A 23,803-nucleotide genomic window follows, 5' to 3' on the forward strand; every position below is an offset into this window, starting at 1 on the left:
ATGAACGATGAAACCGCCCCAACGAATAAAGCACCAGAAAAAGCCGAGTTGCGTCGCGGCTGGACGACAGGTGCTTGCGCCACTGCAGCCACAAAGGCAGCTCTGACAGCGCTCATCACTGGCGAATTCCCTGACCCGGTTGGCATTATCCTGCCCAAAGGCGACGTGCCCTATTTTCAGCTTGCCTATGAAGGTCTTGGTGATGGCTATGCCATGGCAGGCATCGTCAAGGACGCGGGAGACGACCCCGATGTCACCCATGGCGCCACAATCATCTCCACCGTTTTCCCTGCCCCACCCGGCACCGGTATTTTGTTCCGGGCTGGCGAAGGTGTTGGCACGGTTACGCGGCCGGGCCTGCAAATTCAGCCGGGCGAAGCGGCTATCAATCCCGTTCCGCGCCGCATGATGACAGAAATTTGTGAGCAGATTTGTGCGGAATATGGCCTGCCAGCCGATCTTGTCATTACGATTTCTGTTCCGGGGGGCGAAGAGATTGCCCAAAAGACGTGGAACCCTCGCCTCGGGATTGTTGGCGGCATTTCCATTCTCGGCACAACCGGTGTTGTGCATCCATTTTCCTGCTCGGCATGGATTCATTCGATCCATCGCGGCATTGATGTTGCGCGTGCGGCAGGACAGAAACACGTTCTTGGCGCGACGGGCTCAACTTCGGAAGATGCAGCGCAGGCCATTTACGATCTGCCCGATTTTGCCATTCTCGATATGGGCGACTTTGCAGGCGGCGTGCTCAAATATCTGCGCGAACACCCTATCGATAAACTTACCATTGCCGGTGGCTTTGCCAAGCTTACAAAGCTTGCGCAGGGTGCGCTCGATCTTCATTCATCGCGCTCGCAGGTCGACAAAAGCTTCCTGTGGACTATCGCCGAAAAGGCCGGTGCTGCGGAGGACATGAAGGATCGGATTCTCTTTGCCAACACTGCAATGGAAGTGCTTGAATTGACTCAAGCAATCGACATCGACATGGCGACACCCATCGCACAAAAAGCCAAAGAAACAGCACTCGAAACCTTACGCGGTGCACCCGTTGAAGTCGAAATCATCGTGACGGACCGCAAGGGGACGATCCTTGCCCGCCTCTAAGATACTCCTTCTTGGCGGGACGGCAGAGGCTTCAAAGCTTGCTTCCGCATTACAGGCCCTCCCCGTCGATGCCATCACTTCATTAGCGGGTCGCACGGCGAACCCCGCTGCAATCAATGGCACGGTTCGGATTGGCGGCTTCGGCGGCGCAGAAGGTCTTGCAGACTATCTTGCAACAGAGCACATCGATCTCATTATCGATGCGACGCATCCTTATGCGACGCGTATTTCGCTAAATGCAGTCATAGCCTCCAAGGCAGCAGATGTTCCGCTAATAAGGCTGGAACGCCTTGCCTGGCAAATACAGAGCGGCGATAACTGGATTGATATTTCAAGTGAAGCGCAGGCAGCAATGCTGATCCCGGCAGGCGAGCGCGTATTTCTCGCATTGGGGCGACAACATATCGGGCCATTTGCTGATCGGAACGACGTTCATTTTGTCATCCGGATGATCGATCCGCCAGAAGTGGCGCTGCCAAAAGATTGCGAAATCGTTCTGACAAAACCCGGAAACTATGAAGCAGAGAAGCAGTTTCTGACTGAACGTAAGATCGGCCTTATCGTCAGCCGCAATTCCGGCGGCAGCATATCCTATGCCAAAATCACAGCAGCGCGCGATCTCGCAGTGCCTGTCATGATGATTGCCCGCCCGCCAGTCGCAGCCAAAATTGTTATTGCGACGATTGAAGAGGCCGTAGCTTTTACCCGCTCAGCCCTCAAGCTTTGATCGCGCAATATGGCTATGCGCATCATTATAAAGCGCTGAATCGCGAAAATTCTTTGGATCAAGTCCGCGCCCGACGAACACCATCGCCGTTCTTTTGACGCCAGAAAGCCCCACTTTCGCCACAATATCAGACAGTTTTCCGCGCAAAATCTGCTCGTCTGGCCACCCAATTCGATATGCAACGACCACTGGACAGTCAGAACCGTAAAGCGGCGTCAGCTCCGTTTCGATCTTCGCAAGGTTACGGATCGACAGGTGAATGACCAAAGTCGCGCCAGATTTGCCAAGTGTGGCGAGATCCTCGCCTTCCGGCATGGCGGAAGATTTTACCGACGTGCGTGTCAGAATAATAGTTTGATTGATTTCTGGAATGGTCAATTCCTGCTTCATCGCGGCCGCAGCCGCGACAAATGCAGGTACACCCGGCGTGACATCATAGGGAATCCCAAGCGCATCAAGCCTGCGCATCTGTTCGGCCATCGCGCCGTAAATCGACGGATCACCGGAATGGACCCGCGCAACGTCATGACCTTTTGCATACGCCGCTTCTATTTCGGCGATGATTTCATTAAGCGTAAGTGCTGAGCTATCAACCAGACGGGCATCTTTGGGAGCTGAGGCGACCACTTCTTTTGGCACCAGAGATCCTGCATAAATGCAGACCGGGCAGCTTTCGATTAATCGCAAACCGCGCACGGTAATAAGATCGGCAGCACCCGGGCCGGCTCCAATGAAGTGAACTGTCACACTTTATTCCTCTATTCAGGCATTTCGAATGCCTGTCAGGTGGCAGACAAGTCAATTGCTTTCAGGTGTTTTTTGGCAAAAGCCCTTCAATATCATTGAAGATCGACTGCCACTCTTCCTGCGTCAGCTCGAAGAAGTTAAAACTCCTGAGCAAAAACGCACCTTCATTGGCAATGAAGGCAAGACGGGCTTTGCGCCCTTCCGGTGTCGACACATCAAGACCGTCCCATTGCTTACGATACCAGGCACGGGTTTCATTGAGATACTCAGTATTTGGAATAAGGCTGGCCATCATCGCCGCAAAGCGGGAATCGTCTTCAGCATTGCTCTGGCGGGTTATGCCGATATGCGCCGCTATGTGGGAAATCGCGTCGTTCTTATTCTGCTTGCGGGCTGTTACCTGATCATCAAACCGATCGCCCCACCGTTCGATCATCGCTTTCAGAAGCCCATCCTTATTGCCGAAGCAATACTGCACACCGCCCTTGGTGACACCAGATGCCTGCGCGACGGCATCCATAGTCAGCGCGACGATACCGCCTTCTGTCACAATCTTTTCGGCCATATCCAGCACATGGTCGCGATCAATCGAACGCGGACGGCCAGTTTTTTGCAATTTCTTACTTTCCATACGAGCGGATTTATATTATGTCAGCCACCCTGACAAGTTTGAATACGCTCGTATTGAAAAGGTTTAATTCGATGTTGCCGCAAAATCGCTGGCTCGTTCTCGCAATCGTTTCCAGCGCGTTGTTCCTGATCGTTGTCGATATGACGGTCCTCTACACGGCACTGCCACGCCTCACCCATGATCTGGCGGCCAGCGCTTCGGAAAAGCTCTGGATCATGAATATCTATCCGTTGGTGGTGGCTGGCCTTTTGCCAGGTCTCGGCACGCTGGGCGATAAGCTCGGCCACAAGCGCATGTTCATGAATGGTCTGGCCGTGTTTGGCCTTGCGTCGCTTTGCGCAGCCTATTCGCCCAATCCCGAAGTCCTGATCGCTGCCCGTGCATTCCTTGCCTGCGGTGCTGCAATGATGATGCCAGCCACGCTGTCGATCATTCGTTTGACCTTTACTGATGAGAAAGAACGCTCGCTTGCAATCGGTATTTGGGCTGCAATCGCTTCGGGTGGTGCAGCCATCGGCCCTGTCGCGGGCGGTGTTCTGCTCGAATATTTCTGGTGGGGCTCAGTATTCCTGATCAACGTGCCCGTTGTTCTGGTGGCTTTCGCTTTGTCCGCCTTCAACCTTGAAAATCGTCCACTTGGCTCAAAGCGCAAATGGGACCTCGTCGGCTCGATCCAGATCATGATCGGCCTGATCGCGCTCACCTATGCCGTCAAGGAACTCGCCAAGCGCGATGCATCCATGACAATTTTCGCAGCAGCCCTCGTCATTGGCCTTATCGCCACGACGGTCTTCGTCCGCAGGCAGCTTACGAGCGCAGAACCGCTGATCGATTTCTCACTGTTCAAGACGAAGCTATTCTCAATGGGCGTGTTCGCGGCCCTTGTCGCATCTGGTTCAATGACTGGTATGGAACTCGTTTTCAGCCAGCGCATGCAGTTGATCGAGGGCATGTCCCCTTTGCAAGCTGGCCTTGTTATCCTGCCTATCCCGCTGGCTGCTTTCGTTGCCGGTCCAATTGCTGGCATGCAATTGCCGCGCCTTGGCGCAGGTAGGGTATTGTGGGCATCGCTTGGAATTACAGCGCTTGGCGTGGTGATCTATATCCTGACCTATAAGCTCTCCACCCCGTTCTATCTTGCGGGACTGGCCGTTCTCGGTTTTGGCGTCGGTTGTGCCATGACCGGTGCATCGTCCTCTATCATGGGGAATGCGCCTGCAGAGAAGGCTGGTATGGCAGCGTCTGTCGAAGAAGTATCATTCGAACTCGGCAATGCGCTGGGTGTGACGATTTTCGGCACCATTCTTTCGGCATTCTACACGGCAAGCCTCGTACTGCCGGCAGGCCGAAATATCCCGATCATCGCTCGTGACAGCCTTGATGAGGCATTGCTGGCGGCACAATCATTGCCACCTGAAGACGCAAGCTTATTGACCAAACTTGCGGCGTCCTCTTTTGAGAATGCTTATGTCGCAGTGATCGTAGCAACGGCTCTTCTGCTAATCTTTGCGACCATTGCAACTTACATCGTGCAACGCCGCAAAGCCGAAATAGTGTGATTATTAAATCATTTCCAGCAAAAGTGCGAAGCGGTTTTGCTTAGGATAACGCGTAAAAACAAATAGTTAGAGCGGTTCCGACGAGCTAGTCTTGACTGGAGCCGCTTTAACTCGAGTGTATCGCGCTTGATCGCACCCATGGCGCTCGCTCTAGATTCGTTTAATTGTCGCATGTTCGCGGGGGGCTCAAATGAATCCATTTAACTGCGACATGCTTTAGGCTCGTGTCGCCGCCAACGCTGCGGTGACACGGCCACCTACAGTCTTTTCAACCATAAGCACAGCTTCTGGCCCGGCGGCAGCCAGTGCGGCCGATTCCGCTACACTATGGCAACCGACTGCGGAGAAAGGCACTTTCGACGGGTTCTTGATCCGAGATGTTTCTTCCTCGAGCCTAGCTGCAGCAAAGAACCGCAAACTACATCCGTAATGCTCGGCAAGAGCCAGCCACACCGGCTCACGCCGTTTCGTGTCCAGTGTTGCAATCATATCGGGCTTTGTAACGCCTACAGCCGCTAGAACACTGTCCGCCAATGAAACAAGCTCCTCAAGGTTCACACCCGAGGAGCTGCCCATTCCCAAAAAAATGCGCGTTGCGTCAGAGGCCACAGGGCGATGCTTGCTGCGCCTGACGCAAATCATCAGCCGTGACGCCAAGAACATCGGCAATACGCTTGATCATTGCAGTTTCAGATTGATCAATATGGTTATCGGCGCAGGCAATTCTCATCAGATCGCGCAGCAAGGAAGCACGGCGCTCAGGTGCCATTTCAGCCAACATACTGGCCGCCTGCTTTGTCGTGGTTTCATATCCGAAATCCTTCAGATACTCAGTCACTTCCGGCAATTCCTCTGCCGAAATCCCGAAACTCTCTGAAGCAATCGCTTTGAAAGCTGCGATTTCTGCTGGATGACGGTCGCCATCTGCGAACACCACATGAAGCAGGAGAAGCAATTCCGAAGCGAGAGCCGGATCTTCGGCCACACGCTGCACAGCGCTTTTTTTGCTGAGAAACGCAGAGATGCGTTCGAAAATGCTTTCACTCATGGACTACCGTCTCCCGTATTGCATCAGAGCGTCACGCGCCTGTTGGGCGCACAAAGGCAGCTCTAACAGTTTAAATTATGCAGTAGCAACTTTTTCTAATGATGCCCGAACCAGTAAACAACGCAAGCGTCACGATGCAACAGCCAAGGATTTTCGGAAACGCCTGGAGCACATCCGGAAAAGTGGGAACCGGTTTTCGGACCGAGATGTGCGTAAAACAAATAGATAGAGCATTTCTAATATCAAAGTTCATTGAGTAAGACTCATCGGACTTTGGTTAAGCCCGTGTGGCGATTGAACATTTCCAAGGCGTGATGCGTCAGCATCTTGAGCCGCCTTGGTATAATGAGTAAACTTACCGCGGTTCCAGTTAAGACTGAATCGTTGGAACCGCTATAACTGTTTGTTTTTACGCATTATCCAACGCAAAACCGCTTCGCACTTTTTGCTGGAAATGCTTTAATCCAGAAATGCTCTATGTCGCACTCCGGCTGGCGCAACAGGATTGTCTGTTCTATGTTGCGCCATCTCATCCCGGAATCCCCCATGCTTGAATTCTTCGACACCTTAACGCTCCTTCTGACAATGGCCGCTTTTATTGCGGGCATCATCGATTCTATCGCAGGCGGTGGCGGGATGATTACGATCCCGGCTTTACTGTTAGCTGGCATTCCACCTGTTGAAGCACTCGGGACAAACAAGCTGCAAGGTCTGTTTGGATCGTCGTCCGCAACAATCGCTTATGCCCGTAAGGGGCACGTGAATATCAGGGAGCTATGGCCGGAAGCTCTCGCGTCGCTCATTGGCTCAATCTTTGGCGCATTGCTGGCGACGGTGCTGCCGGTCGATATCATGCGTGCTGCATTGCCAATGCTCTTGATTGCCATCGCAATCTATTTTGCCGTGAAACCAAGCTTAGGCGACGTCGACCGCGCGCGTCGCATCGGCCCATTTCTGTTTGGCGTTACAATTGTCCCGCTGATCGGCTTTTATGATGGCTTGTTCGGCCCCGGCACGGGCTCGTTTTTCATGCTGGCATTTGTGGCGCTGGCGGGCTTTGGCGTCCTGAAAGCCACCGCCCACACAAAGCTACTTAACTGCGCATCCAATGTCGGCGGCTTCGCCACATTTGCACTTGTGGGCGTCATCAACTGGAAAATCGGCATCTGCATGGGCATTGCGCAGTTCATAGGCGCGCAGATTGGCGCAAGCCTTGCCATGAAGATCGGCTCCCGCATCATCAAGCCATTGCTGATTGTCGTCAGTTTAGCACTCGCGGTTCGTCTGCTGATGGACGGAACCAATCCTCTACGCCAATGGCTTGGCCTTTAAACCCGCAACGCTACGAGAACGACGCCACAGCCGATTAGCACAATGCCAAACCAGTTGATGGCCGTCATGCGCTCGCCAAGAAAGGCAGCACCAAACAGCGCAACAAGCACCACCGAAAGTTTATCGACGGGTGCAACGCGCGCTGCATCACCAATCTGTAAGGCGCGGAAATAGGCAAGCCATGACGCGCCGGTGGCTAAGCCCGACAACACAAGAAACAGCCATGACCTTGCGGAAATATCACCGGGCTTTTGCCACTGTCCGGTGATGGTCAGGAACAGGCACAATGCACCGATAATGACCAGCGTACGGACCAGTGTGGCAAAATCTGAATTGATGCCCTGAATACCGATTTTCGCGAAAATCGCGGTCAATGCCGCGAAGACTGCCGACATCAATGCCCAGAATTGCCAGCTCGCTACCATAATCAGAACTCGATACCTTTTTGTGCTCTCACGCCCGAACGAAACGGATGTTTGATCATTTCCATTTCGGTGACAAGGTCTGCCGCTTCGATAAGTTCATCCTTGGCATTGCGGCCAGTGATAATGACATGTTTCATTTCCGGCTTGGCGTTCAGCACATCGATCACTTCCTCAACGGGCAGATAATCATAACGCAGCACGATGTTGAGTTCGTCGCACAACACCATGTCATAGCTTTCATCCATGATCATCGCCTTGGCCTGCTCCCATGCACCGCGCGCCATTTCAATGTCGCGGACACGGTCCTGTGTTTCCCACGTGAAGCCTTCGCCAAGCGCAGAAATCGTCACCTGCTCGGGAAACTTCTCCAGCACCCAACGTTCGCCGGTATCCCATGAACCTTTGACGAACTGAACAATACCTATCTTCATACCATGGCCAAGCGCGCGGAAAACCATGCCAAAACCAGCCGTCGACTTGCCCTTGCCCTTGCCGGTATTGATAATCACAAGCCCTTTTTCTTCAGTCTTGGTGGCCTGTATCTTGTCGCGTGCAACCTTCTTCTTGCGCATTTTATCTGCGTGGCGGGCATTGAGCTCCTCTTCCGTCATCGAAAGAAGTTTTGCAGATTTCTCAGCCATTTAGCACCCTTTCTGGAATCAGTTTCATAAGATTTCCCAACTCAAACCGCGCCGAGTTAGAACGCGGCGCCCAGAAACCACGCTCAATCGCTTCATTGAGTTTTGCGGCTGTCTCGGCAAGCGCCGCAGGATTTTTATCCAGCATAAAATCCTGCACGGCCTTATCAACGATATAGGCTTGATAGACCACCTCGAAATGATGATTGCCGACTTTGCCGGTCGTAGCCGCAAAGGCAAAGAGATAATCAACAGTGGCAGCAATTTCAGCCGCGCCTTTATACCCATGACGCATCACGCCAGCGATCCATTTGGGGTTTGCAGCACGTCCACGCACCACACGCGAAAGCTCTTCTTCCAGCGTGCGGATTACCGGTTTTTCAGGTCGAGAATGGTCATTGTGATAAACTTCAGGCATTGAGCCAGTCAGCTTCTCCACGGTCGCGGCCATTCCGCCTTCAAACTGATAATAATCATCGCTATCGAGAAGATCATGCTCGCGATTGTCCTGATTTTGCACCACGGCCTGCACGGAACGAAGGCGCTCTTCAAGAAGCCCCCGCTCGGCCTGTCCGTCTTCGCCAGCGCCATAGGCATAACCGCCCCACACCAGCCATGCTTCGGCCAGATCATTGCGCCCAGCCCAGCCCTTTTCATCGATCAATGCCTGCAAGCCCGCACCATAAGCCCCCGGCTTTGAGCCAAATACGCGATAGCCTGCGCGACGGTCTGCCGTCTTTTCATCCGTACCACTTGCAATCAGCCGCTCGCGCTCGGCCATTATCCGTGCAGCAATGGGGTTGTCTTCTGCGTCTTCATCCAGCGCACCGACAGCGCGTACAGCCTTATCAAACAGCGCGATCTGCTCTGGAAACGCATCGCGGAAAAAACCGGAAATGCGCAAAGTCACATCCACACGCGGACGACCAAGCTTCGCCAAAGGCACGATTTCGTAGCCTGTGACACGGCGTGAGGCCATATCCCAAACCGGCTTCACGCCGATGAGCGCCAAGGCCTGCGCAATATCATCGCCGCCCGTGCGCATATTGGACGTGCCCCACGCGGTCAAGCCAAACGAAGTCGGCCATTCGCCGTGATCCTGCGTGTAACGCGTGATCAGCAGTTCTGCAGATTTACGTCCCAACTCCCACGCGGCCGGGGTTGGCACGGCGCGACTATCGGTTGAGAAGAAATTCCGCCCTGTCGGCAACACATCAGGCCGTCCACGCGTCGGCGCACCAGATGGCCCCGGCGGAACAAACCGCCCGGAGATCGCAGATAGAAATCCGTCAATTTCCGAAGGACCGCACGCCACCACCTTGGACCGCAAATGCGTATTGATGCATTGCAACACGGCCAGCGTCTCAATCCAATCAGTCGGGCACTCAACTTCGCCAGCAACAAATTGCGCTGCCAGCAGTTCAATGCGTTCGACCGTATCGCCAGCTATACGCCAACTGGCAGGACTTGCCGCGACCAGCAATTCTGGCTTTGGCCCCAACCAGGCGTCAGACATCACACAATCGAGTGGATCAAAACCCTCACCAAGCCCGGCATCACGGGCTATTGCTCTTTGCAGGCTCTGATCGCCGGACAACCCGCCAAGCGAGAGCGGTATGCCGCGCGGCACACGTGCCAGAGCGACCAGAAGATCGGTAAGCAATCGCCCTTCTGGCGCCAGTCCGAAAATATGCAGGCCATCGCGGATCTGCATTTCCTTGAGGTCGCAGAGATAGGCGTCAAGCTTTTGCAGCGCCATGTCTTCATCGTCATGGGCATGAATACCCGCATCACGATCAAGGCCAATATCACGCACCAGATCGAGTATCTGGCCTTTCAGCCGCAAGAGGCGACGCGGATCTACACCCGACGCCTCGTAATATTCATCGACCAGCGCTTCGAGGTCTTTAAGAGGCCCATAGCTTTCCGCACGTGTCAAAGGCGGCGTCAGATGATCGATGATCACAGCACTTGCACGGCGCTTGGCCTGTGTGCCTTCGCCCGGATCATTGACGATAAATGGATAGACATGCGGCATAGGGCCGAAGACCGCTTCGGGATAGCAGTTTTCGGAGAGCGCCAAAGCCTTTCCGGGCAGCCATTCCAGATTGCCATGCTTGCCCATATGGACAATGGCATCGATCGCCGCCACTTCACGCAAATAGGCATAAAAAGCAATATAGCCATGCGGGGGCACTAGATCGGGCGAATGATAGGTTTCCTTCGGATCGATATTATACCCGCGTGCTGGCTGAATGCCGACATACGTTTCACCAAAGCGCATAAGCGGCAAAGCAAAGGCATCAAGCTCATTCGCGAAATAGGGATCATTCTCCGGCGCACCCCAGCGTGTCGTCACTTCATCCTGAATCAAATTGGGAAGCGTTTCAAAGAAGCGCTTGTATTGATTAAGCGAAATGGTTTCGCGGATTTCACGCCCGTCACGTGCGGCGTTGGTTGGGCCAGCCATTAAAGCCCGCATCAAGGCATCGCTATCGGCTGGAATATCACCGACCACATAGCCCTCGCCTTTCATGGCACGCAACACTTCAACCGTTCCCGCAGGCGTATCAAGACCGACGCCATTGCCGAGCCGTCCATCGCGATTGGGATAATTGGCAAGGATCAGCGCAACACGACGCTCATGCGATTTCTTGCGTTTCAACCGCACCCAACGCGCGGCAAGCTCTGCCACGAAAGCAACGCGGCCTTCATCCGGCTCATGGGTGACGATATTGGCTTCGACCGATGCATCGAATTGCTTCGCAGATTTGAACGAGACGGCGCGAGACAACACACGTCCGTCAACTTCTGGAAGTGCGACATTCATCGCGAGATCACGTGCAAGCAGACCCTGCTGCGATGTCTCCCAGACAGCCTTTGGCGTACCGGAAAAAATCACCTGCAAAACCATATTGCCGCGCTTATCAAGCACAGTCGGCTTACGCTCTGCCCCCGGCGAAGAAATCGCAAAGCCGGTGGCATTGAGCACAATATCCGGCGTGCAATCTTCAAACACCCCATCCACAACGGCAGCAGACAGCCGGTCCTTGAGGCTTGAAACGAAAATCGGTAGCGGATTGAGCCCTTGCGCCTTCAAGCCCTCAACCAAAGCCTCTACCGGCTGCGTCTGACCGCTTTGCACCAGAGCACGATAAAAGATAATTACAGCAACTGGCGCGTCTGCATCCGGCCAATGACGTTTGATGCTATCAAGCGACGACACCGTATCATCCGGCCACCACAGCCCCGCTTTCAGCAGCGGTGCTGCTTCTTCCGGTTTTTCGGAATCTGAAATCAGGGCAGTGCAATAGCTCAGAAACGCGATCGTATTCGCCGTTCCGCCTTCAATCAAATAATGCCAAAGCGCCTCGCGTTCTGCGCTAGACACATTGGAAAACCTGTCCAAACCATAATCGGGCTTGTCATCTCCCGGCAGCACAACAATTTTTGCCCCATGCGCAAGCGCGGACGCATGCAATGCCTCAAGCCCATAAGGCCAGTAAGTCTCGCCGCCTATGATGCGCACCACGATCAGCTTTGCATGGCGCGCCGTGCGCTCCACATAGCTATCAACCGACATCGGATGCGTGAGACTCAAGAAATTGGCGAGTCTCAGACTTGGCCGTATGCTTGGCCCGCCCTGCACAAGCTGATTAGCTTGGGCAAGACTGGCCAATTCGGTGTCGGCAGCGGAAAGGAACAGTATGTCACCCGGCGTCTGGCCAAGATCGATGGCCTCGTTGCCGTCGTTAATCGTACCTTTCTGGGCAAGTAAAAGATGCATGGATTAAGCGGCGTCTTTCACCGCTTCGGCAATTGCCACTTCATCAATGTCATGTAGACCGATGACGACGAGGCGCGTTTTGCGCTCTTCACCAGCACCCCATGGGCGATCGAAATAATGTTCAATACGCGGACCAACTGCCTGCACAACCAAACGCATCGGCTTGCCCGGTACATCGACAAAGCCCTTAAGACGCAGAACATTGTGATCGGCGATGACAGTCTTTAGCTTTTCTGCAAAAGCCTTTGGATCGGCAACCGATCCGGCCTCAACAATAAAGCTCTCGAACTCATCGTGATCATGCTCATGACCATCAGCATGATGGATTTCATGATGCGATTTGCGATTGGCAATATCGTCTTCCGTGCCCACACCAAGACCGAGCAGTACATCGGCACCGAGCTTGCCGAAACTTGCAGGCACCATGTTGACGCGGCGCGATGAACGCTCTGCCACATCCGCTTTCACCTGATCAAGCTTAGCCGCATCGATAAGATCAGACTTATTTAGAACGATGAGGTCAGCCGCATGAATCTGGTCCTCAAAAAGTTCCTCTAAAGGGCTTTCATGATCAAGAGATTCGTCCTCCGCACGCTGCGCATCGACCTTGTCGTGATCGTCAGCAAAACGACCTTCGGCAACGGCTGCAGCATCAATCACAGTCACCACACCATCGACTGTGACCTGTGTCTTGATTTCCGGCCAGTTGAAGGCTGCGACCAACGGCTGCGGCAGGGCAAGACCCGAAGTTTCAATGACGATATGATCAGGACGATCTGCACGATCCAAAAGCTTGGTCATTGTTGGGATAAAATCGTCTGCCACGGTGCAGCAGATGCAGCCATTGTTCAGCTCAATGATATCTTCCTCGCGGCAAGTCTCGATGCCGCAACCTTTCAAAATACCGCCATCAACGCCCAGATCACCAAACTCATTGATAATGAGCGCAATCCGCTTGCCATTGGCATTTTCCAACAGGTTGCGGATCATCGTTGTCTTGCCAGAACCTAAAAATCCCGTGATCACGGTTGCCGGTATCTTCTGACCATGCATCGAATTATCCCTTCATTTTGAGCGGCAATCCTGCCGCCAGAAAATAAACTTCATCTGCCGCTGTAGCCACCGCCTGATGCAAAAAACCGACATGGTCGCGAAATTCACGCGCCATACGATTTTCCGGCACAATGCCCAGCCCTACCTCATTGGAGACGAAGGCAACCGGGCCGGAAAGCTTTGGTAGTGTGGCAACGAGAACATCAGTTGCATTCGCGATGTCCTGCTCTGCCATCATCAGGTTGGTGATCCAGAGCGTCAGGCAATCAACCAGCACGAAGCGGTCATTACCTGTATGTTTTTCAAGAGCGCCCACAAGATCAAGCGGCTCTTCTTGCGTTTGCCATTGCGGACCACGCCGGTCGCGATGCGTTACGATACGGCTTTCCATTTCAGAATCGAACGCACGTCCTGTCGCCAGATAAACAGGCTGAAGCCCGGACGTCTCGACCATTGTCTCCGCAAACGACGATTTTCCTGAGCGGGCTCCGCCAAGAACGAATGTGATTTTCGCATTTTCATTTCCGGGCGAAGCCATGTTTATCAGCCTTCGACTTCCGATTTTGCGTAAGTCTGAATGAACCAGCCAAGTGCCAGGCCGATTACCGCCCACATGAAGAGATTGGTCGCAAGAGACGCGACAGCATATTGCGAGGCAAGCAGCGATGGAATTGGCGAGGAAATATCTTCAGGATGCGGCGCGCCGTAAAGATGCGGCGCAACGATCAGAACCAGACCAAGGATCTTGGAAATGACCTCGCCGCGAAGAACCAGCAAATAAATGCCGACACCGCTCAGAACGACTGTTGAAAGCCACCAGAGCTGACGTTGCGCCAAATCTGCAGCAGGCATAGCCGGCAATTCCGGCGAAAGCCCAAGAGCTGGCAGAAATGCGATCGCAAAGAAACCGGCCATCCCCCAGAAAATGCCGTTTTGCGGCGTGATACGTCGGCCAAGCAGCAATGCAACACCGCCAAGCAACAGCGCAAAGCCTGCGCCCGCGACAAGATTGGCAAGAACCGTGTTGCCGAGACGGCCAAATGGCAGTTCGGCTCCAGCTTCTTCGCCTTCGCTGGCTGCAGGCGCAGCAGCAGCATGATCATGTGGCGCGGCAGCTTCCACATCACCATGGCTATGACCGCCACCGGCGTCTTCATAGGTTTCCGCCTGAATGATCAGCGGCACAGTCTTTAGATACATCGCAGGCGTGACCAAAAGCCCAGCCAAAAGGCCCGCAGCAAGCGTAGCCAACAAATAACGGATCAACATTTCATACCCTCAACAACAATTTCGCTCAGATGGCCGTCCACCATCGAGCGTTTCAATGCACCAAATCGTACAAGCTTGATCGAGCAGCTTAGTGGCAGGGAAAGCCGTAGGAATGACGCGTGTCATGCGCCGAATCATGCAGCGTATCTGAATGCGCAAGACCGACGCCGTAGATCAGGAACGCGCCGAGCATAAGCGACACCACCGCCGTACCAAGACGAGCAGCAAGGGGTAGAGGGAGGGTAGTTGAAAGTGAATTTTCTTTACGCGCAGCCATGACAACCTCCGTGCAGGCAGCTGGGAAAACCTCCCATGGGGTACGGACACAATGTCCTTCACGCAGCAGGCAGGTCTCCTGGCTCACGGGTCGTAAGGAGTGAAGCACCTTCCCAGAAACCAGTCGATGGTTTCCAGTGGTTGCCGGTTGCCCGGCCTGTCTCATCCCTCTCCGTTCTACAGTCGCGGGGTCGGCTGCGATAAAGACGCCCGATATGGGTCCGTCCGTCGCATTCCCTTTTGGTATTGCCGAGATTCGTCCCGGCAAAAACCTATTGCGTAAAAGGACACTAGGCTTTCGCTATGACGGCGTCAATCGAGTGCGAACAGCCCATCGATATCGAGACACCGCTCCAATCCGTCGGCCAGCTCATCAAGTGCTGCTTCTATGCTCGCGCGATAGTTTATGCCCGAACCACTGACGCCGAGAGAAGCCAGAAACTGGTGTCTGTATGCATCGGCACCGAACACACCATGCAGATAAGTGCCCATGATCCGGCCATTCGCTGATACCGCTCCGTCATCATGGTCATCTATCCGGGCAAACGGTCGAATAATATCTGCGCTCCCCGTGCTGCTTATGCTGCGGCCTATATGGATTTCGTAACCTTCAAGGGCTGTATCAAAAAGCATCGAGCGAGCCGCGACATTGCGCACTACTTTTTCCGGCTCCATGACTGTCTCAACATCGAGCAATCCAAGCCCTTCAATCTCGCGAACCTGCCCTTCGATACCGTCAGGATCACTGATGCGGCTTCCAAGCATCTGAAACCCGCCACAAATGCCAAGAACATACCCCCCGCGTCGCACATGAGCATGAAGATCACGCTCCCAGCCGTTTTCTCGGAAGGCAATCAAATCGGCTATCGTGGACTTTGTTCCCGGCAGAACGACAAGGCCTGCGTCATTGGGCAAAGGCTGACCAGGCGGAACCATGACAACTTCAACCTGTGCTTCCGCCTTAAGTGGGTCCAGATCATCGAAGTTGGCGATACGCGGCAGCATTGGCACTGCTACTTTCAGCGCCTTGGCATCACCGCGCGTTGCCCGTTCCAGCACGACCGAATCTTCTGCTGGCAAACGCGACACTGCTTTGAGCCACGGGACAACGCCGAAAGAACGCCAACCGGTAAAGTCTGTGATCGCAGTCAAGCCATCATCGAACAGCGAAATATCACCGCGAAACTTATTGATGAGAAACCCACGCACCATCACACGGTCTTCTTCTGACAAAATTGTGTGCGTGCCGACCAGTGAGGCAATCACCCCGCCCCGGTCAATGTCACCCACCAGCACTACCGGCACATTGGCTTGCGTCGCAAAGCCCATATTGGCGATGTCACCAGCGCGCAAATTGATCTCGGCAGGCGAACCGGCCCCTTCGATCAGCACAAGATCAGCACCGTCGCTGACCTTTGCGAAAGATTCCATGACCGCCGCCATCAGTTGCGGCTTCAACTGTTGATAATAGCGGCCGCGTGCCTCGCCCCGCACCTGCCCCTGAACAATCACCTGACTGCCCATATCGGTCTGCGGTTTCAAAAGAACCGGGTTCATGTGAAAAGATGATGGTACACCGCAGGCCAATGCCTGCAGCCACTGTGCGCGGCCAATTTCGCCGCCATCGTCACTGACGGCTGCATTATTGGACATATTCTGTGGCTTAAATGGCCGGACTTTCAGTCCGCGATTGCGAGCAACCCGGCAAAGACCTGCAACAAGCACGCTTTTGCCGACATCCGAACCCGTTCCCTGAAACATGATCGCGCGTGTCATGCCCCGTGCCTATCCCAAGTTTCTACGACTGGCAATCGCTGCTCCTTTCCGCAAGTTTATATGCAAAAATGCGCATCCGATTATTACAAAAGTGAGCAACATTATTCCAATAGGGCGTTGGCAGTCTGACAAGGTTGTGGTCTAGTCGCCATAGGAAGCGCGGTGCTCATAGGGAGGAAACCATGGATACGGCGGACCAGAATCAATTCGAACTCAACGAAGACCAACTCGCTATTCAGGAGATGGCGCGTGGTTTTGCTGCCGATTTTGTAGCGCCTCATGCGCTGCAATGGGATCGTGACAAACACTTTCCCATAGACGTCATTAAAGAAACCGGCCCTCTGGGGATGGGCGGCATTTATGTCCGCGACGATGTTGGCGGCTCAGCGCTCAAGCGCTCGGATGCAGTCCTTATTTTTGAGGCTTTGGCCGAAGCTTGTCCTGCTTTTTCAGCGTTTATTTCCATACACAATATGGCTGCATGGATGATCGACACATTTGGCGATGAAAACCAGCGCCAGATGTTCCTGCCCAAACTTACATCTATGGAAACGCTCGCAAGCTACTGTCTTACCGAGCCTGGTTCCGGTTCCGACGCAGCAGCCCTTCGCACGCGTGCCGAGCGCGACGGCGACCACTATGTCATCAACGGAACCAAGCAGTTCATTTCGGGCGCAGGCGCGACTGACCTTTACGTGACTATGGTGCGTACCGGGGAGGACGGCCCGAAAGGAATTTCCACTCTCGTTGTGCCGAAAGATGCACCCGGCCTGTCTTTTGGAGCAAACGAGCACAAAATGGGCTGGAATATGCAGCCCACCCGAACAGTCATCTTCGATAATTGCCGCGTTCCGGTCGCCAATCGTTTGGGCGATGAAGGTACTGGCTTTAAGATTGCGATGGCCGGACTTGATGGCGGAAGGCTGAACATCGCCGCTTGCTCGCTGGGCGGCGCGCAATCAGCTCTTAACAAGGCACTTGAGTATTCAGGCCAGCGCAAAGCATTCGGCCAGACGATTGATCGTTTTCAGGCATTGCAATTTCGGCTTGCCGACATGGAAACAGAGCTGTCTGCGGCACGCCAGCTCCTTTACACCGCCGCGAGCAAACTCGACCGCAAAACCCACGATGCAGGCAAATGGTCCGCTATGGCTAAGCGTTTTGTGACAGACACAGGCTTTGATGTCACCAATGATGCGCTGCAGCTTTTGGGCGGCTACGGCTATCTGCACGATTACGGCATCGAAAAGCTTGTCCGCGATCTGCGCGTTCACCAGATCCTGGAAGGCACCAACGAGATCATGCGCGTTATCATCGCGCGCCAGATGATCGGACGCTGATACATATACTTTAGAGCGGTTCCAGTTGGGACTGAATCGTCGGAACCGCTCTAACTTTTTGTTTTTACGCATTATCCAATGCAAAACCGCTTCGCACTTTTGGCTCAAATGCTTCTAAGGAGGAAATCATGGCCACTATCGCTTTCATCGGCCTCGGCAATATGGGCGGTCCAATGGCCGCAAATCTGGTGAAAGCCGGGCATCAAGTTGTTGGCTTCGATTTATTGGCAGCGCATCTGGAAGAAGCGAAAGCGAACGGCCTTTCAATCGCCGCCAGCGCAGCTGAAGCCGTCGCTGATGTCGACGCGGTCATCACCATGCTGCCTGCGGGTAAACATGTTCTTTCCGTTTATGAAGACATCGCGCCTAAAGCCCGAAAAGATTCAGTTTTCATCGATTGTTCGACAATTGATGTTGATTCGGCGCGCAAGGCCCATGAGATCGCAGCCAAACACGGGCACCTTTCCGTTGATGCACCCGTATCGGGCGGAACAGGCGGAGCTGCAGCAGGCACCCTCACCTTCATGGCAGGCGGCAGAGAAGGTGCATTTGATAAAGCAGAGCCAATTCTCAAACCTATGGCTGGCAAAATCGTGCATTGCGGTGGCGATGGTGCGGGACAGGCAGCCAAGATCTGCAACAACATGATCCTCGGCATTTCCATGATTGGTGTCAGCGAGGCGTTTGTTCTGGCGGAAAAACTAGGCCTTTCCCATCAGGCGTTATTCGACGTGGCCTCAACTTCGTCAGGTCAGTGCTGGTCGCTGACAACCTACTGCCCGGTACCCGGCCCAGTGCCAAACTCGCCAGCGAATCGTGATTACAAACCCGGCTTCGCCGCAGCGTTAATGTTGAAAGACCTGAAGCTTTCACAGGAAGCCGCAAAAAGCTCTGGTGCAGCCACCCCCTTGGGTGCACACGCGGAAGAACTGTACAGCCGCTTTGACAAAGACGGTCATGGCGGAGAAGATTTTTCCAGTATCATCAACTTTCTACGCGCAACCAAAACTGGAGACTGATGCAGTTTTTCTCCGGAAAAGCGAAAAAACTTGCTTTGTTTAGATTTGCTTAAGTATCTGATAACCGTCCGGTAACGATGTTGGGCTAAAAGGGAGCAAGAGACGGGTTAAACCTTCTCGATGCTCCGGATTTGGTACTGCGTACCGGAGCTTCAGTCTCTCCCGCCTGTGTATTGTTTGGCGGGAACGCCATGCGTTTTTGGCAAGACCGTGCACCTGACGAGGCAGCGCGGTTTTTGCCATTGTTATTAATCATAAATTATACGTGATTTTTGCATAAGAATTAGCTGCTTCGATTGAATTAAGGCCATAATCCTGTGAAAGCTAACCGCTGCTTGCTAGCCGAACAAAAACCTTATTCTTTCTGGGACCTATAGATTTTGAATACAACAAAACCAATAACGGCGCCTTCAGCCGGAAAAAATACCTTCGGTCTGCCGACGGCAGTACTATTTGTCCTTTGTTACTTCGCTTTTCAGGCGGTTTTGGTAACGTTTGTGTCAAATGGTGCAGGCCTTGATGATGCCGAGCAACTCGCCAATATTGGTTATCTTGATTGGGGATATGGCGGCTCGCAGCCTCCGCTCTATACATGGATAACAAATATCGCTGCCTCGGTGCTAGGCACCTCTATGCTGACACTGCAAATCGTCAAATTCGGCATGCTTGCAAGCTTGTTCCTCAGCGTGTTCGGCGCAATGCGTCTGCTGGGTTTCTCGCGCGTTGTTGCATCCGCATCAATGCTGGGACTGTTTCTTGTTCCGCAGATCGGCTGGGAATCACAACGGGCACTAACGCATTCCATCGCAGGCACAGCAGGGTGTGGTTGGGCCTTTCTGGCTTTCGCATGGCACATGCGTTCCCGTCATGTGGGCTCGGCAGCCGTACTCGGAATTACCATGACGGCGGCCATTCTGGGCAAATTCAATGCATCGATTTTCGTTGTCATGCTGATTGCCACCGGTCTGTCTGTTCCCAAATATAGAAGAATTCTGCTTTCCAAGCTGTCGCTCGTCACAATCATTGCTTTCGGCATTTCCTTTGCGCCGACTGGTTTGTGGATGCTGGCGCATAAATCAAGCGTCATTGCACGATCTGCCAAGCTGCAAATCGGCGCTTCCGGTGATCTTTTCGCTGATCGTTTGCACGGCGTTGGCAGTTTCGTTGAAGCAGCATTTCTGTTTTCAATCGTAGCGCTCGCGATTGCTGGCATTATCGCACTTATTCATTTCAAAGAACGTACATCGCCGCCAAAACCATTCACACCCGGCGAAACATTCATGCGTCACCTACTGGTGATCGGTATGTTGATCGTGCTTTTTGGCGTGGTTGCTGCAGGCGTCAACAATATTAAGGATCGCTGGCTGCAACCCGTGCTGTTCTTGTTGCCTGCAGCGACCGCCGCCTGGTTTTCGCATTATCGCACCGGCAGTAATGCCCTAAGAGATTTTGCGAGGGTCAGCGTTGTTGCGGCACTGATCGTGCCGCCCATTCTTGCCTATTATCTGACATATGGCTCAAGCACGCCGCCTTATGGACAACTGGAATATCAGCGGCTTTACGATGAAGTGAAGCATCAGGGTGAGTTTAAGACAATACTTACGGATAATGCCCAGATACCCGGGAACTTCCGCCTGTTCGATCCATCGCTTCAGGTCATCCATCCTGAAACGCCTTTTGGCGCAGCAAATGCGGCGAGACCTACGTTGGTGATGTGGTTTGGAGATGCAACGCCTAACGAGCGCATAGAAGCGCTTATCAATGAAGCGCAGATCAAGATCCCTGAAACAGGAATCACAACAACTAAGATCGCATACAAAACCCGTCCGGATATGAATATAACCGTGAGTTATTTCTTGCAGAATTAACGCGTTTCTAGGAAAAGTGCGTGGCAGTTTTGTTTGAGACAAATTCTCAAAAACAAATAGATAGAACGCTTCCAGAAATTCAATGTTAACTGGAGCCTATCAAGAAAATGGTCCGGGTAACGAACCCGGACCATTTTGCTTTATTCCACTGTTTCCTGCACAGCATGTGCTGTGCCTTTAACGTCGCGCCCAACGCCGCGCACGGTATTCGCGCAAGATGCGAGCGTGAAAGCACAAAGAACGATTGCAACGGGGACAATGCGGGATAGCTTCATAACAGTCTCTCCATTGAGATAAGCAATTCAACCATATATGCCTCCCAAACTACCTGACGTGAGTTGCCCGGTATTCTGGCGGTGAAGCCGTTAGTCGGCTGTCACATAAGAAACTAGCGCAGGTTTATTCGCTGGCAAGAGAATGAATGGGCAAAACCTCCCAAGATTTGTGTACCCGCTCACGTATTACGAAAAGTATCGAAACGACCGCTACGGCGATAGGCTTCGAATACATTGCGCAAATGTTCGGCAACCACTTGGATATGCTGTCGCGCATCAGGCTTGATAATCATCCCAAGCTGATAACGTCCAAGCTGCGGAAGATCATGTTCGGCGCCTAGCGCAACAATCCCCTCACCAAGCAAAGTTTTCCCGAAAGGCGCAATCGCAAGATCAGCCATGATCGCAGCCCGCTGGCCTGTTGAGTGAGAGCTCATATAAGCGATGCGGTAAGGACGGCCAGACTTCTCAAGAGCTTCCAGAGCATTTCCCCGCCAAGCACAGCCCTCTTCCCATATCGAAAGCGGTAACGGATCACGGCGATAGGCGGTGCCGCATTTGGCTCCAGCCCAAACCAGTTCCTCATCAAGCAATACTTCGATATCGCCTTTGCTTGGAACCGTATGCGAAAGATTGATCAGCGTCACATCCAGACGACGTTCGTCCAACCGCTTGCGCAAATTGCTGCTCTGATCAATCACCACATCGACAGTCACGCCCGGATGGGTTTCAGCAAAGCGCTTCAAAACGAGCGGCAACACGCATTCCCCGATGTCATCCGGCGAACCGAGCCGAACCACGCCTGTAACGGTCGGGGCCACAAATTTTGCCACTGCTTCGCGATTGAGAGCAAGCAAACGCCGTGCATAGCCAAGCAGCACTTCGCCGTCGCTGGTCAGTGTCACAGACCGAGCGTCGCGCTCAAAGACCGCGACACCGAGTTGTTCCTCAAGTTTCTTGATTTGCATCGAAACGGCTGAAGGCGTGCGAAACACCACATTTGCCGCCGCCGAAAAGCTGCCCGTATCTGCAATGGCTGCAAATGTACGCAGCACATCAATATCGAGCATAGGCAGTGGATGCTGAACCGGCGCTGTCATAATGGACTCCGCTTTTTGTTAGTTCAATTTTTCTGATGTTATACCTTTCTATATTTCGTTTGATTGAACGTCAAGACGGAAGCACACTCTCTAACAATTGAGATCACTCTGACTGCAAAAACCGCTCGATCTCTATTTTTGATCAGGAGAACGAAAATGAGCATTCAATGTGAAGTGGTGCAGGAAAGAAATGCATCAAACCTGCCAGCATTTCTAAGTCGCTTGGAGCAGGCTCGTACGGCAATCGTGCAATTGTACGCCACATGGGCTTATCAACGCCGCATCACGCGCAGCCGTCGCGCGCTGGAAGCACTACCCGAACATATCCTGCATGATATCGGCTGGCCAAACGTTGATGACCGCCTCCCAGGCATACCAAAAAAGCCTTCCTGACAGGGGCGCGAAAAGACAATTGAGGGCAGGATAGGCCCTGCCCTCAATTTAGCGACATATAGGTGCCAATATACGGCAGGCATTTAGCCGCACTATGCAATCTGAAAGTTCTATGTCTCAATATATCTATCCTGTTTGCGTCATAGCCTACCCCCTATAAATCCGGGCTGGAGCGACAGGATAACCGGTCAAAATGCGACCGGGTGACTGGGCCTGAACGAGGTTCCAATGTCATGACGGAGGCACAAAGCCTGGACTGCGTCGGGAACCGCAGTAAAGGCTTTCGAGAATGGGAACGATCAGGCTATGAATCAAGCTTCATCGATTAAGCGGTCTATTGTTTTTTTTCTGGTCCCTGACTTCTCGATGATCGCATTCGCGACAGCGATTGAACCGCTGCGTATTGCTAATCGAATGCTGGGCTATGAGGCCTATCGCTGGCGGCTCACCTCCACCGATGGCAAACCGGTTAAAGCATCCAATGACGTAGAGTGCGCGGTCAATGCGTCGCTGGAAGATGAGCGCCGCTTTTTGCAGCGCGAACAACGCCCATCCATGGTGTTTGTCTGCTCCGGCGTCTATGTCGAAGAGTTCCGCAACAAGTCAGTCTTCGCGTGGCTCCGAGAGGAATATAACCGCGGCGTTGCGGTCGGCGGTCTTTGTACCGGGGCGCACATTCTTGCGGCAGCCGGCCTTCTTTCCGGCAAACGCTGTGCCATTCACTGGGAAAACCTGCCCGGCTTTTCAGAAGCCTTTCCAAAGGCCGAGGTCTATGCCGATCTCTTCGAGGTCGACAGCAACATCTACACATGCGCAGGTGGAACGGCGGCGCTCGACATGATGCTGAAGCTTATCGGCGATGATTTCGATGATAATCTGGTCAATCGAATTTGCGAACAGGCTCTCACCGACCGTGTCCGTAATCCGCATGATCGTCAGCGTCTGCCGCTGCGTGCACGTCTCGGTATTCAGAATTCGAAGATACTCACCATCATCGAAATGATGGAGGCCAATCTTTCAGAACCGGAAGCGCTTATCGACGTGGCCCATAATATTGGCCTATCGCGTCGCCAGGTCGAACGTCTCTTCCGTCAGGAAATGGGCCGTTCCCCCGCGCGCTATTATTTGGAAATACGCCTCGACAGAGCGCGTCATCTGTTGCTGCAATCATCCATGCCAGTGGTCGAAGTGGCGGTCGCGTGTGGCTTCGTTTCCGCGTCGCATTTTTCCAAGTGCTATCGTGAACTTTATGGACGTTCGCCGCAGCAGGAGCGAGCAGATCGTAAAATGCTCGTCGCAGCTTAACCACCATTCTTGTCTCAGAAGCCGCATCTTTCATGACGCGGCTTTTCTTTTAAAATCATACAGATAATCCTACACCCTGATTCAAATCGTCAGCTTGACGTATGATTAGATCAGCGCATTCTAATCGA

23 protein-coding genes and 1 riboswitch are annotated in these 23,803 nt (G+C 53.3%); of the genes, 9 read left to right on the forward strand and 14 right to left on the reverse strand.

The annotated features are described in order from the left end of the window. Both OIV19_RS07760 and OIV19_RS07765 read left to right on the forward strand, forming a co-directional pair. Entirely contained in the window at nucleotides 1-1,107 is a 1,107-nt protein-coding gene (locus tag OIV19_RS07760; RefSeq protein WP_095446865.1) for a cobalt-precorrin-5B (C(1))-methyltransferase, read from the forward strand. Further along, nucleotides 1,094-1,834, forward strand: coding sequence for a cobalt-precorrin-6A reductase (locus OIV19_RS07765; protein WP_264231130.1), 741 nt, complete (start codon nucleotides 1,094-1,096; stop codon nucleotides 1,832-1,834). The genes OIV19_RS07760 and OIV19_RS07765 overlap by 14 nt, the downstream gene beginning before the upstream one ends. On the opposite strand, the gene cobM is transcribed toward OIV19_RS07765, so the two are convergent. Continuing rightward, nucleotides 1,817-2,581 carry a precorrin-4 C(11)-methyltransferase gene (gene cobM, locus OIV19_RS07770; protein ID WP_095446867.1) on the reverse strand — a complete coding sequence of 255 codons (765 nt, stop codon included), beginning with the start codon at nucleotides 2,579-2,581 and terminating at the stop codon, nucleotides 1,817-1,819. The two genes, OIV19_RS07765 and cobM, sit on opposite strands and share 18 nt — an antisense overlap. Nucleotides 2,582-2,642: 61 nt before the next feature. After that, on the reverse strand, nucleotides 2,643-3,197 hold the full coding sequence (locus OIV19_RS07775) for a TetR/AcrR family transcriptional regulator (protein ID WP_264231131.1): 555 nt from the start codon (nucleotides 3,195-3,197) through the stop codon (nucleotides 2,643-2,645). 32 nt (nucleotides 3,198-3,229) lie between these two features. On the opposite strand from OIV19_RS07775, the gene OIV19_RS07780 reads away from it, so the two are divergent. After that, nucleotides 3,230-4,771: an MFS transporter gene (locus OIV19_RS07780; RefSeq protein WP_319637589.1), complete on the forward strand. Its 1,542-nt coding sequence runs from the start codon at nucleotides 3,230-3,232 to the stop codon at nucleotides 4,769-4,771. A gap of 216 nt (nucleotides 4,772-4,987) precedes the next feature. Here the strand turns inward: OIV19_RS07780 and OIV19_RS07785 are convergent, their stop codons facing one another. Together OIV19_RS07785 and OIV19_RS07790 are read right to left on the reverse strand one after the other, a co-directional pair. Then, nucleotides 4,988-5,347, reverse strand: a complete 360-nt coding sequence (locus OIV19_RS07785; protein WP_264231132.1) for a cobalamin biosynthesis protein — start codon at nucleotides 5,345-5,347, stop codon at nucleotides 4,988-4,990. A gap of 22 nt (nucleotides 5,348-5,369) precedes the next feature. Then, complete coding sequence (locus OIV19_RS07790; protein ID WP_095446870.1) at nucleotides 5,370-5,819, reverse strand: tellurite resistance TerB family protein; 450 nt, start codon at nucleotides 5,817-5,819, stop codon at nucleotides 5,370-5,372. Between the two features lie 546 nt (nucleotides 5,820-6,365). On the opposite strand from OIV19_RS07790, the gene OIV19_RS07795 reads away from it, so the two are divergent. Further along, a complete protein-coding gene (locus OIV19_RS07795) occupies nucleotides 6,366-7,151 on the forward strand; it encodes a TSUP family transporter (RefSeq protein ID WP_095446871.1) in 786 nt (261 codons plus the stop codon). On the opposite strand, the gene OIV19_RS07800 is transcribed toward OIV19_RS07795, so the two are convergent. The 8 genes from OIV19_RS07800 to OIV19_RS07835 all read right to left on the reverse strand — a co-directional run bounded on the left by OIV19_RS07800 (nucleotide 7,148) and on the right by OIV19_RS07835 (nucleotide 16,375). Further along, nucleotides 7,148-7,576, reverse strand: a complete 429-nt coding sequence (locus tag OIV19_RS07800) for an EamA family transporter (RefSeq protein WP_095446872.1) — start codon at nucleotides 7,574-7,576, stop codon at nucleotides 7,148-7,150. The two genes, OIV19_RS07795 and OIV19_RS07800, sit on opposite strands and share 4 nt — an antisense overlap. Nucleotides 7,577-7,578: 2 nt before the next feature. Continuing rightward, the gene (gene cobO / locus OIV19_RS07805) at nucleotides 7,579-8,217 is read right to left on the reverse strand and encodes a cob(I)yrinic acid a,c-diamide adenosyltransferase (RefSeq protein ID WP_095446873.1); all 639 of its coding nucleotides are present in this window, start codon (nucleotides 8,215-8,217) and stop codon (nucleotides 7,579-7,581) included. After that, the gene (gene cobN / locus OIV19_RS07810; protein ID WP_264231133.1) at nucleotides 8,210-12,001 is read right to left on the reverse strand and encodes a cobaltochelatase subunit CobN; all 3,792 of its coding nucleotides are present in this window, start codon (nucleotides 11,999-12,001) and stop codon (nucleotides 8,210-8,212) included. Before cobN ends, cobO begins: the two co-directional genes overlap by 8 nt. Before the next feature lie 3 nt (nucleotides 12,002-12,004). Then, on the reverse strand, nucleotides 12,005-13,054 hold the full coding sequence (cobW, locus tag OIV19_RS07815) for a cobalamin biosynthesis protein CobW (protein WP_264231134.1): 1,050 nt from the start codon (nucleotides 13,052-13,054) through the stop codon (nucleotides 12,005-12,007). Nucleotides 13,055-13,058: 4 nt separating this feature from the next. Beyond that, nucleotides 13,059-13,592, reverse strand: a complete 534-nt coding sequence (gene cobU / locus OIV19_RS07820; RefSeq protein WP_095446876.1) for a bifunctional adenosylcobinamide kinase/adenosylcobinamide-phosphate guanylyltransferase — start codon at nucleotides 13,590-13,592, stop codon at nucleotides 13,059-13,061. Between the two features lie 5 nt (nucleotides 13,593-13,597). Beyond that, nucleotides 13,598-14,323, reverse strand: a complete 726-nt coding sequence (locus OIV19_RS07825; protein WP_095446877.1) for a CbtA family protein — start codon at nucleotides 14,321-14,323, stop codon at nucleotides 13,598-13,600. An 88-nt stretch (nucleotides 14,324-14,411) separates the two neighbouring features. Next, nucleotides 14,412-14,600 carry a CbtB domain-containing protein gene (locus OIV19_RS07830; RefSeq protein ID WP_095446878.1) on the reverse strand — a complete coding sequence of 63 codons (189 nt, stop codon included), beginning with the start codon at nucleotides 14,598-14,600 and terminating at the stop codon, nucleotides 14,412-14,414. Between the two features lie 51 nt (nucleotides 14,601-14,651). After that, nucleotides 14,652-14,890, reverse strand: a riboswitch (cobalamin riboswitch). Between the two features lie 21 nt (nucleotides 14,891-14,911). Continuing rightward, a complete protein-coding gene (locus tag OIV19_RS07835) occupies nucleotides 14,912-16,375 on the reverse strand; it encodes a cobyric acid synthase (RefSeq protein WP_264231135.1) in 1,464 nt (487 codons plus the stop codon). A gap of 182 nt (nucleotides 16,376-16,557) precedes the next feature. Between OIV19_RS07835 and OIV19_RS07840 the strand changes: the two genes are divergently transcribed. The 3 genes from OIV19_RS07840 (at nucleotide 16,558) to OIV19_RS07850 (ending at nucleotide 20,602) form a co-directional block, all read left to right on the forward strand. Then, nucleotides 16,558-17,715, forward strand: coding sequence for an isobutyryl-CoA dehydrogenase (locus tag OIV19_RS07840; protein ID WP_264231136.1), 1,158 nt, complete (start codon nucleotides 16,558-16,560; stop codon nucleotides 17,713-17,715). Between the two features lie 128 nt (nucleotides 17,716-17,843). Then, nucleotides 17,844-18,734, forward strand: coding sequence for a 3-hydroxyisobutyrate dehydrogenase (mmsB, locus tag OIV19_RS07845; protein WP_264231137.1), 891 nt, complete (start codon nucleotides 17,844-17,846; stop codon nucleotides 18,732-18,734). 497 nt (nucleotides 18,735-19,231) lie between these two features. Continuing rightward, a complete protein-coding gene (locus OIV19_RS07850) occupies nucleotides 19,232-20,602 on the forward strand; it encodes a glycosyltransferase family protein (RefSeq protein WP_264231138.1) in 1,371 nt (456 codons plus the stop codon). Nucleotides 20,603-20,742: 140 nt separating this feature from the next. Here the strand turns inward: OIV19_RS07850 and OIV19_RS07855 are convergent, their stop codons facing one another. Further along, entirely contained in the window at nucleotides 20,743-20,877 is a 135-nt protein-coding gene (locus tag OIV19_RS07855; protein ID WP_007875604.1) for an entericidin A/B family lipoprotein, read from the reverse strand. Nucleotides 20,878-21,056: 179 nt separating this feature from the next. After that, nucleotides 21,057-21,977, reverse strand: a complete 921-nt coding sequence (locus OIV19_RS07860; RefSeq protein ID WP_095446883.1) for a LysR family transcriptional regulator — start codon at nucleotides 21,975-21,977, stop codon at nucleotides 21,057-21,059. A 156-nt stretch (nucleotides 21,978-22,133) separates the two neighbouring features. On the opposite strand from OIV19_RS07860, the gene OIV19_RS07865 reads away from it, so the two are divergent. After that, the gene (locus OIV19_RS07865; RefSeq protein WP_151093796.1) at nucleotides 22,134-22,370 is read left to right on the forward strand and encodes a DUF1127 domain-containing protein; all 237 of its coding nucleotides are present in this window, start codon (nucleotides 22,134-22,136) and stop codon (nucleotides 22,368-22,370) included. A 306-nt stretch (nucleotides 22,371-22,676) separates the two neighbouring features. Beyond that, complete coding sequence (locus OIV19_RS07870; RefSeq protein ID WP_264231139.1) at nucleotides 22,677-23,675, forward strand: GlxA family transcriptional regulator; 999 nt, start codon at nucleotides 22,677-22,679, stop codon at nucleotides 23,673-23,675. The last annotated feature ends 128 nt before the right edge of the window (nucleotides 23,676-23,803 follow it).

Source organism: Brucella sp. HL-2 (assembly GCF_025846885.2).
Lineage (GTDB): Bacteria > Pseudomonadota > Alphaproteobacteria > Rhizobiales > Rhizobiaceae > Brucella > Brucella quorumnocens.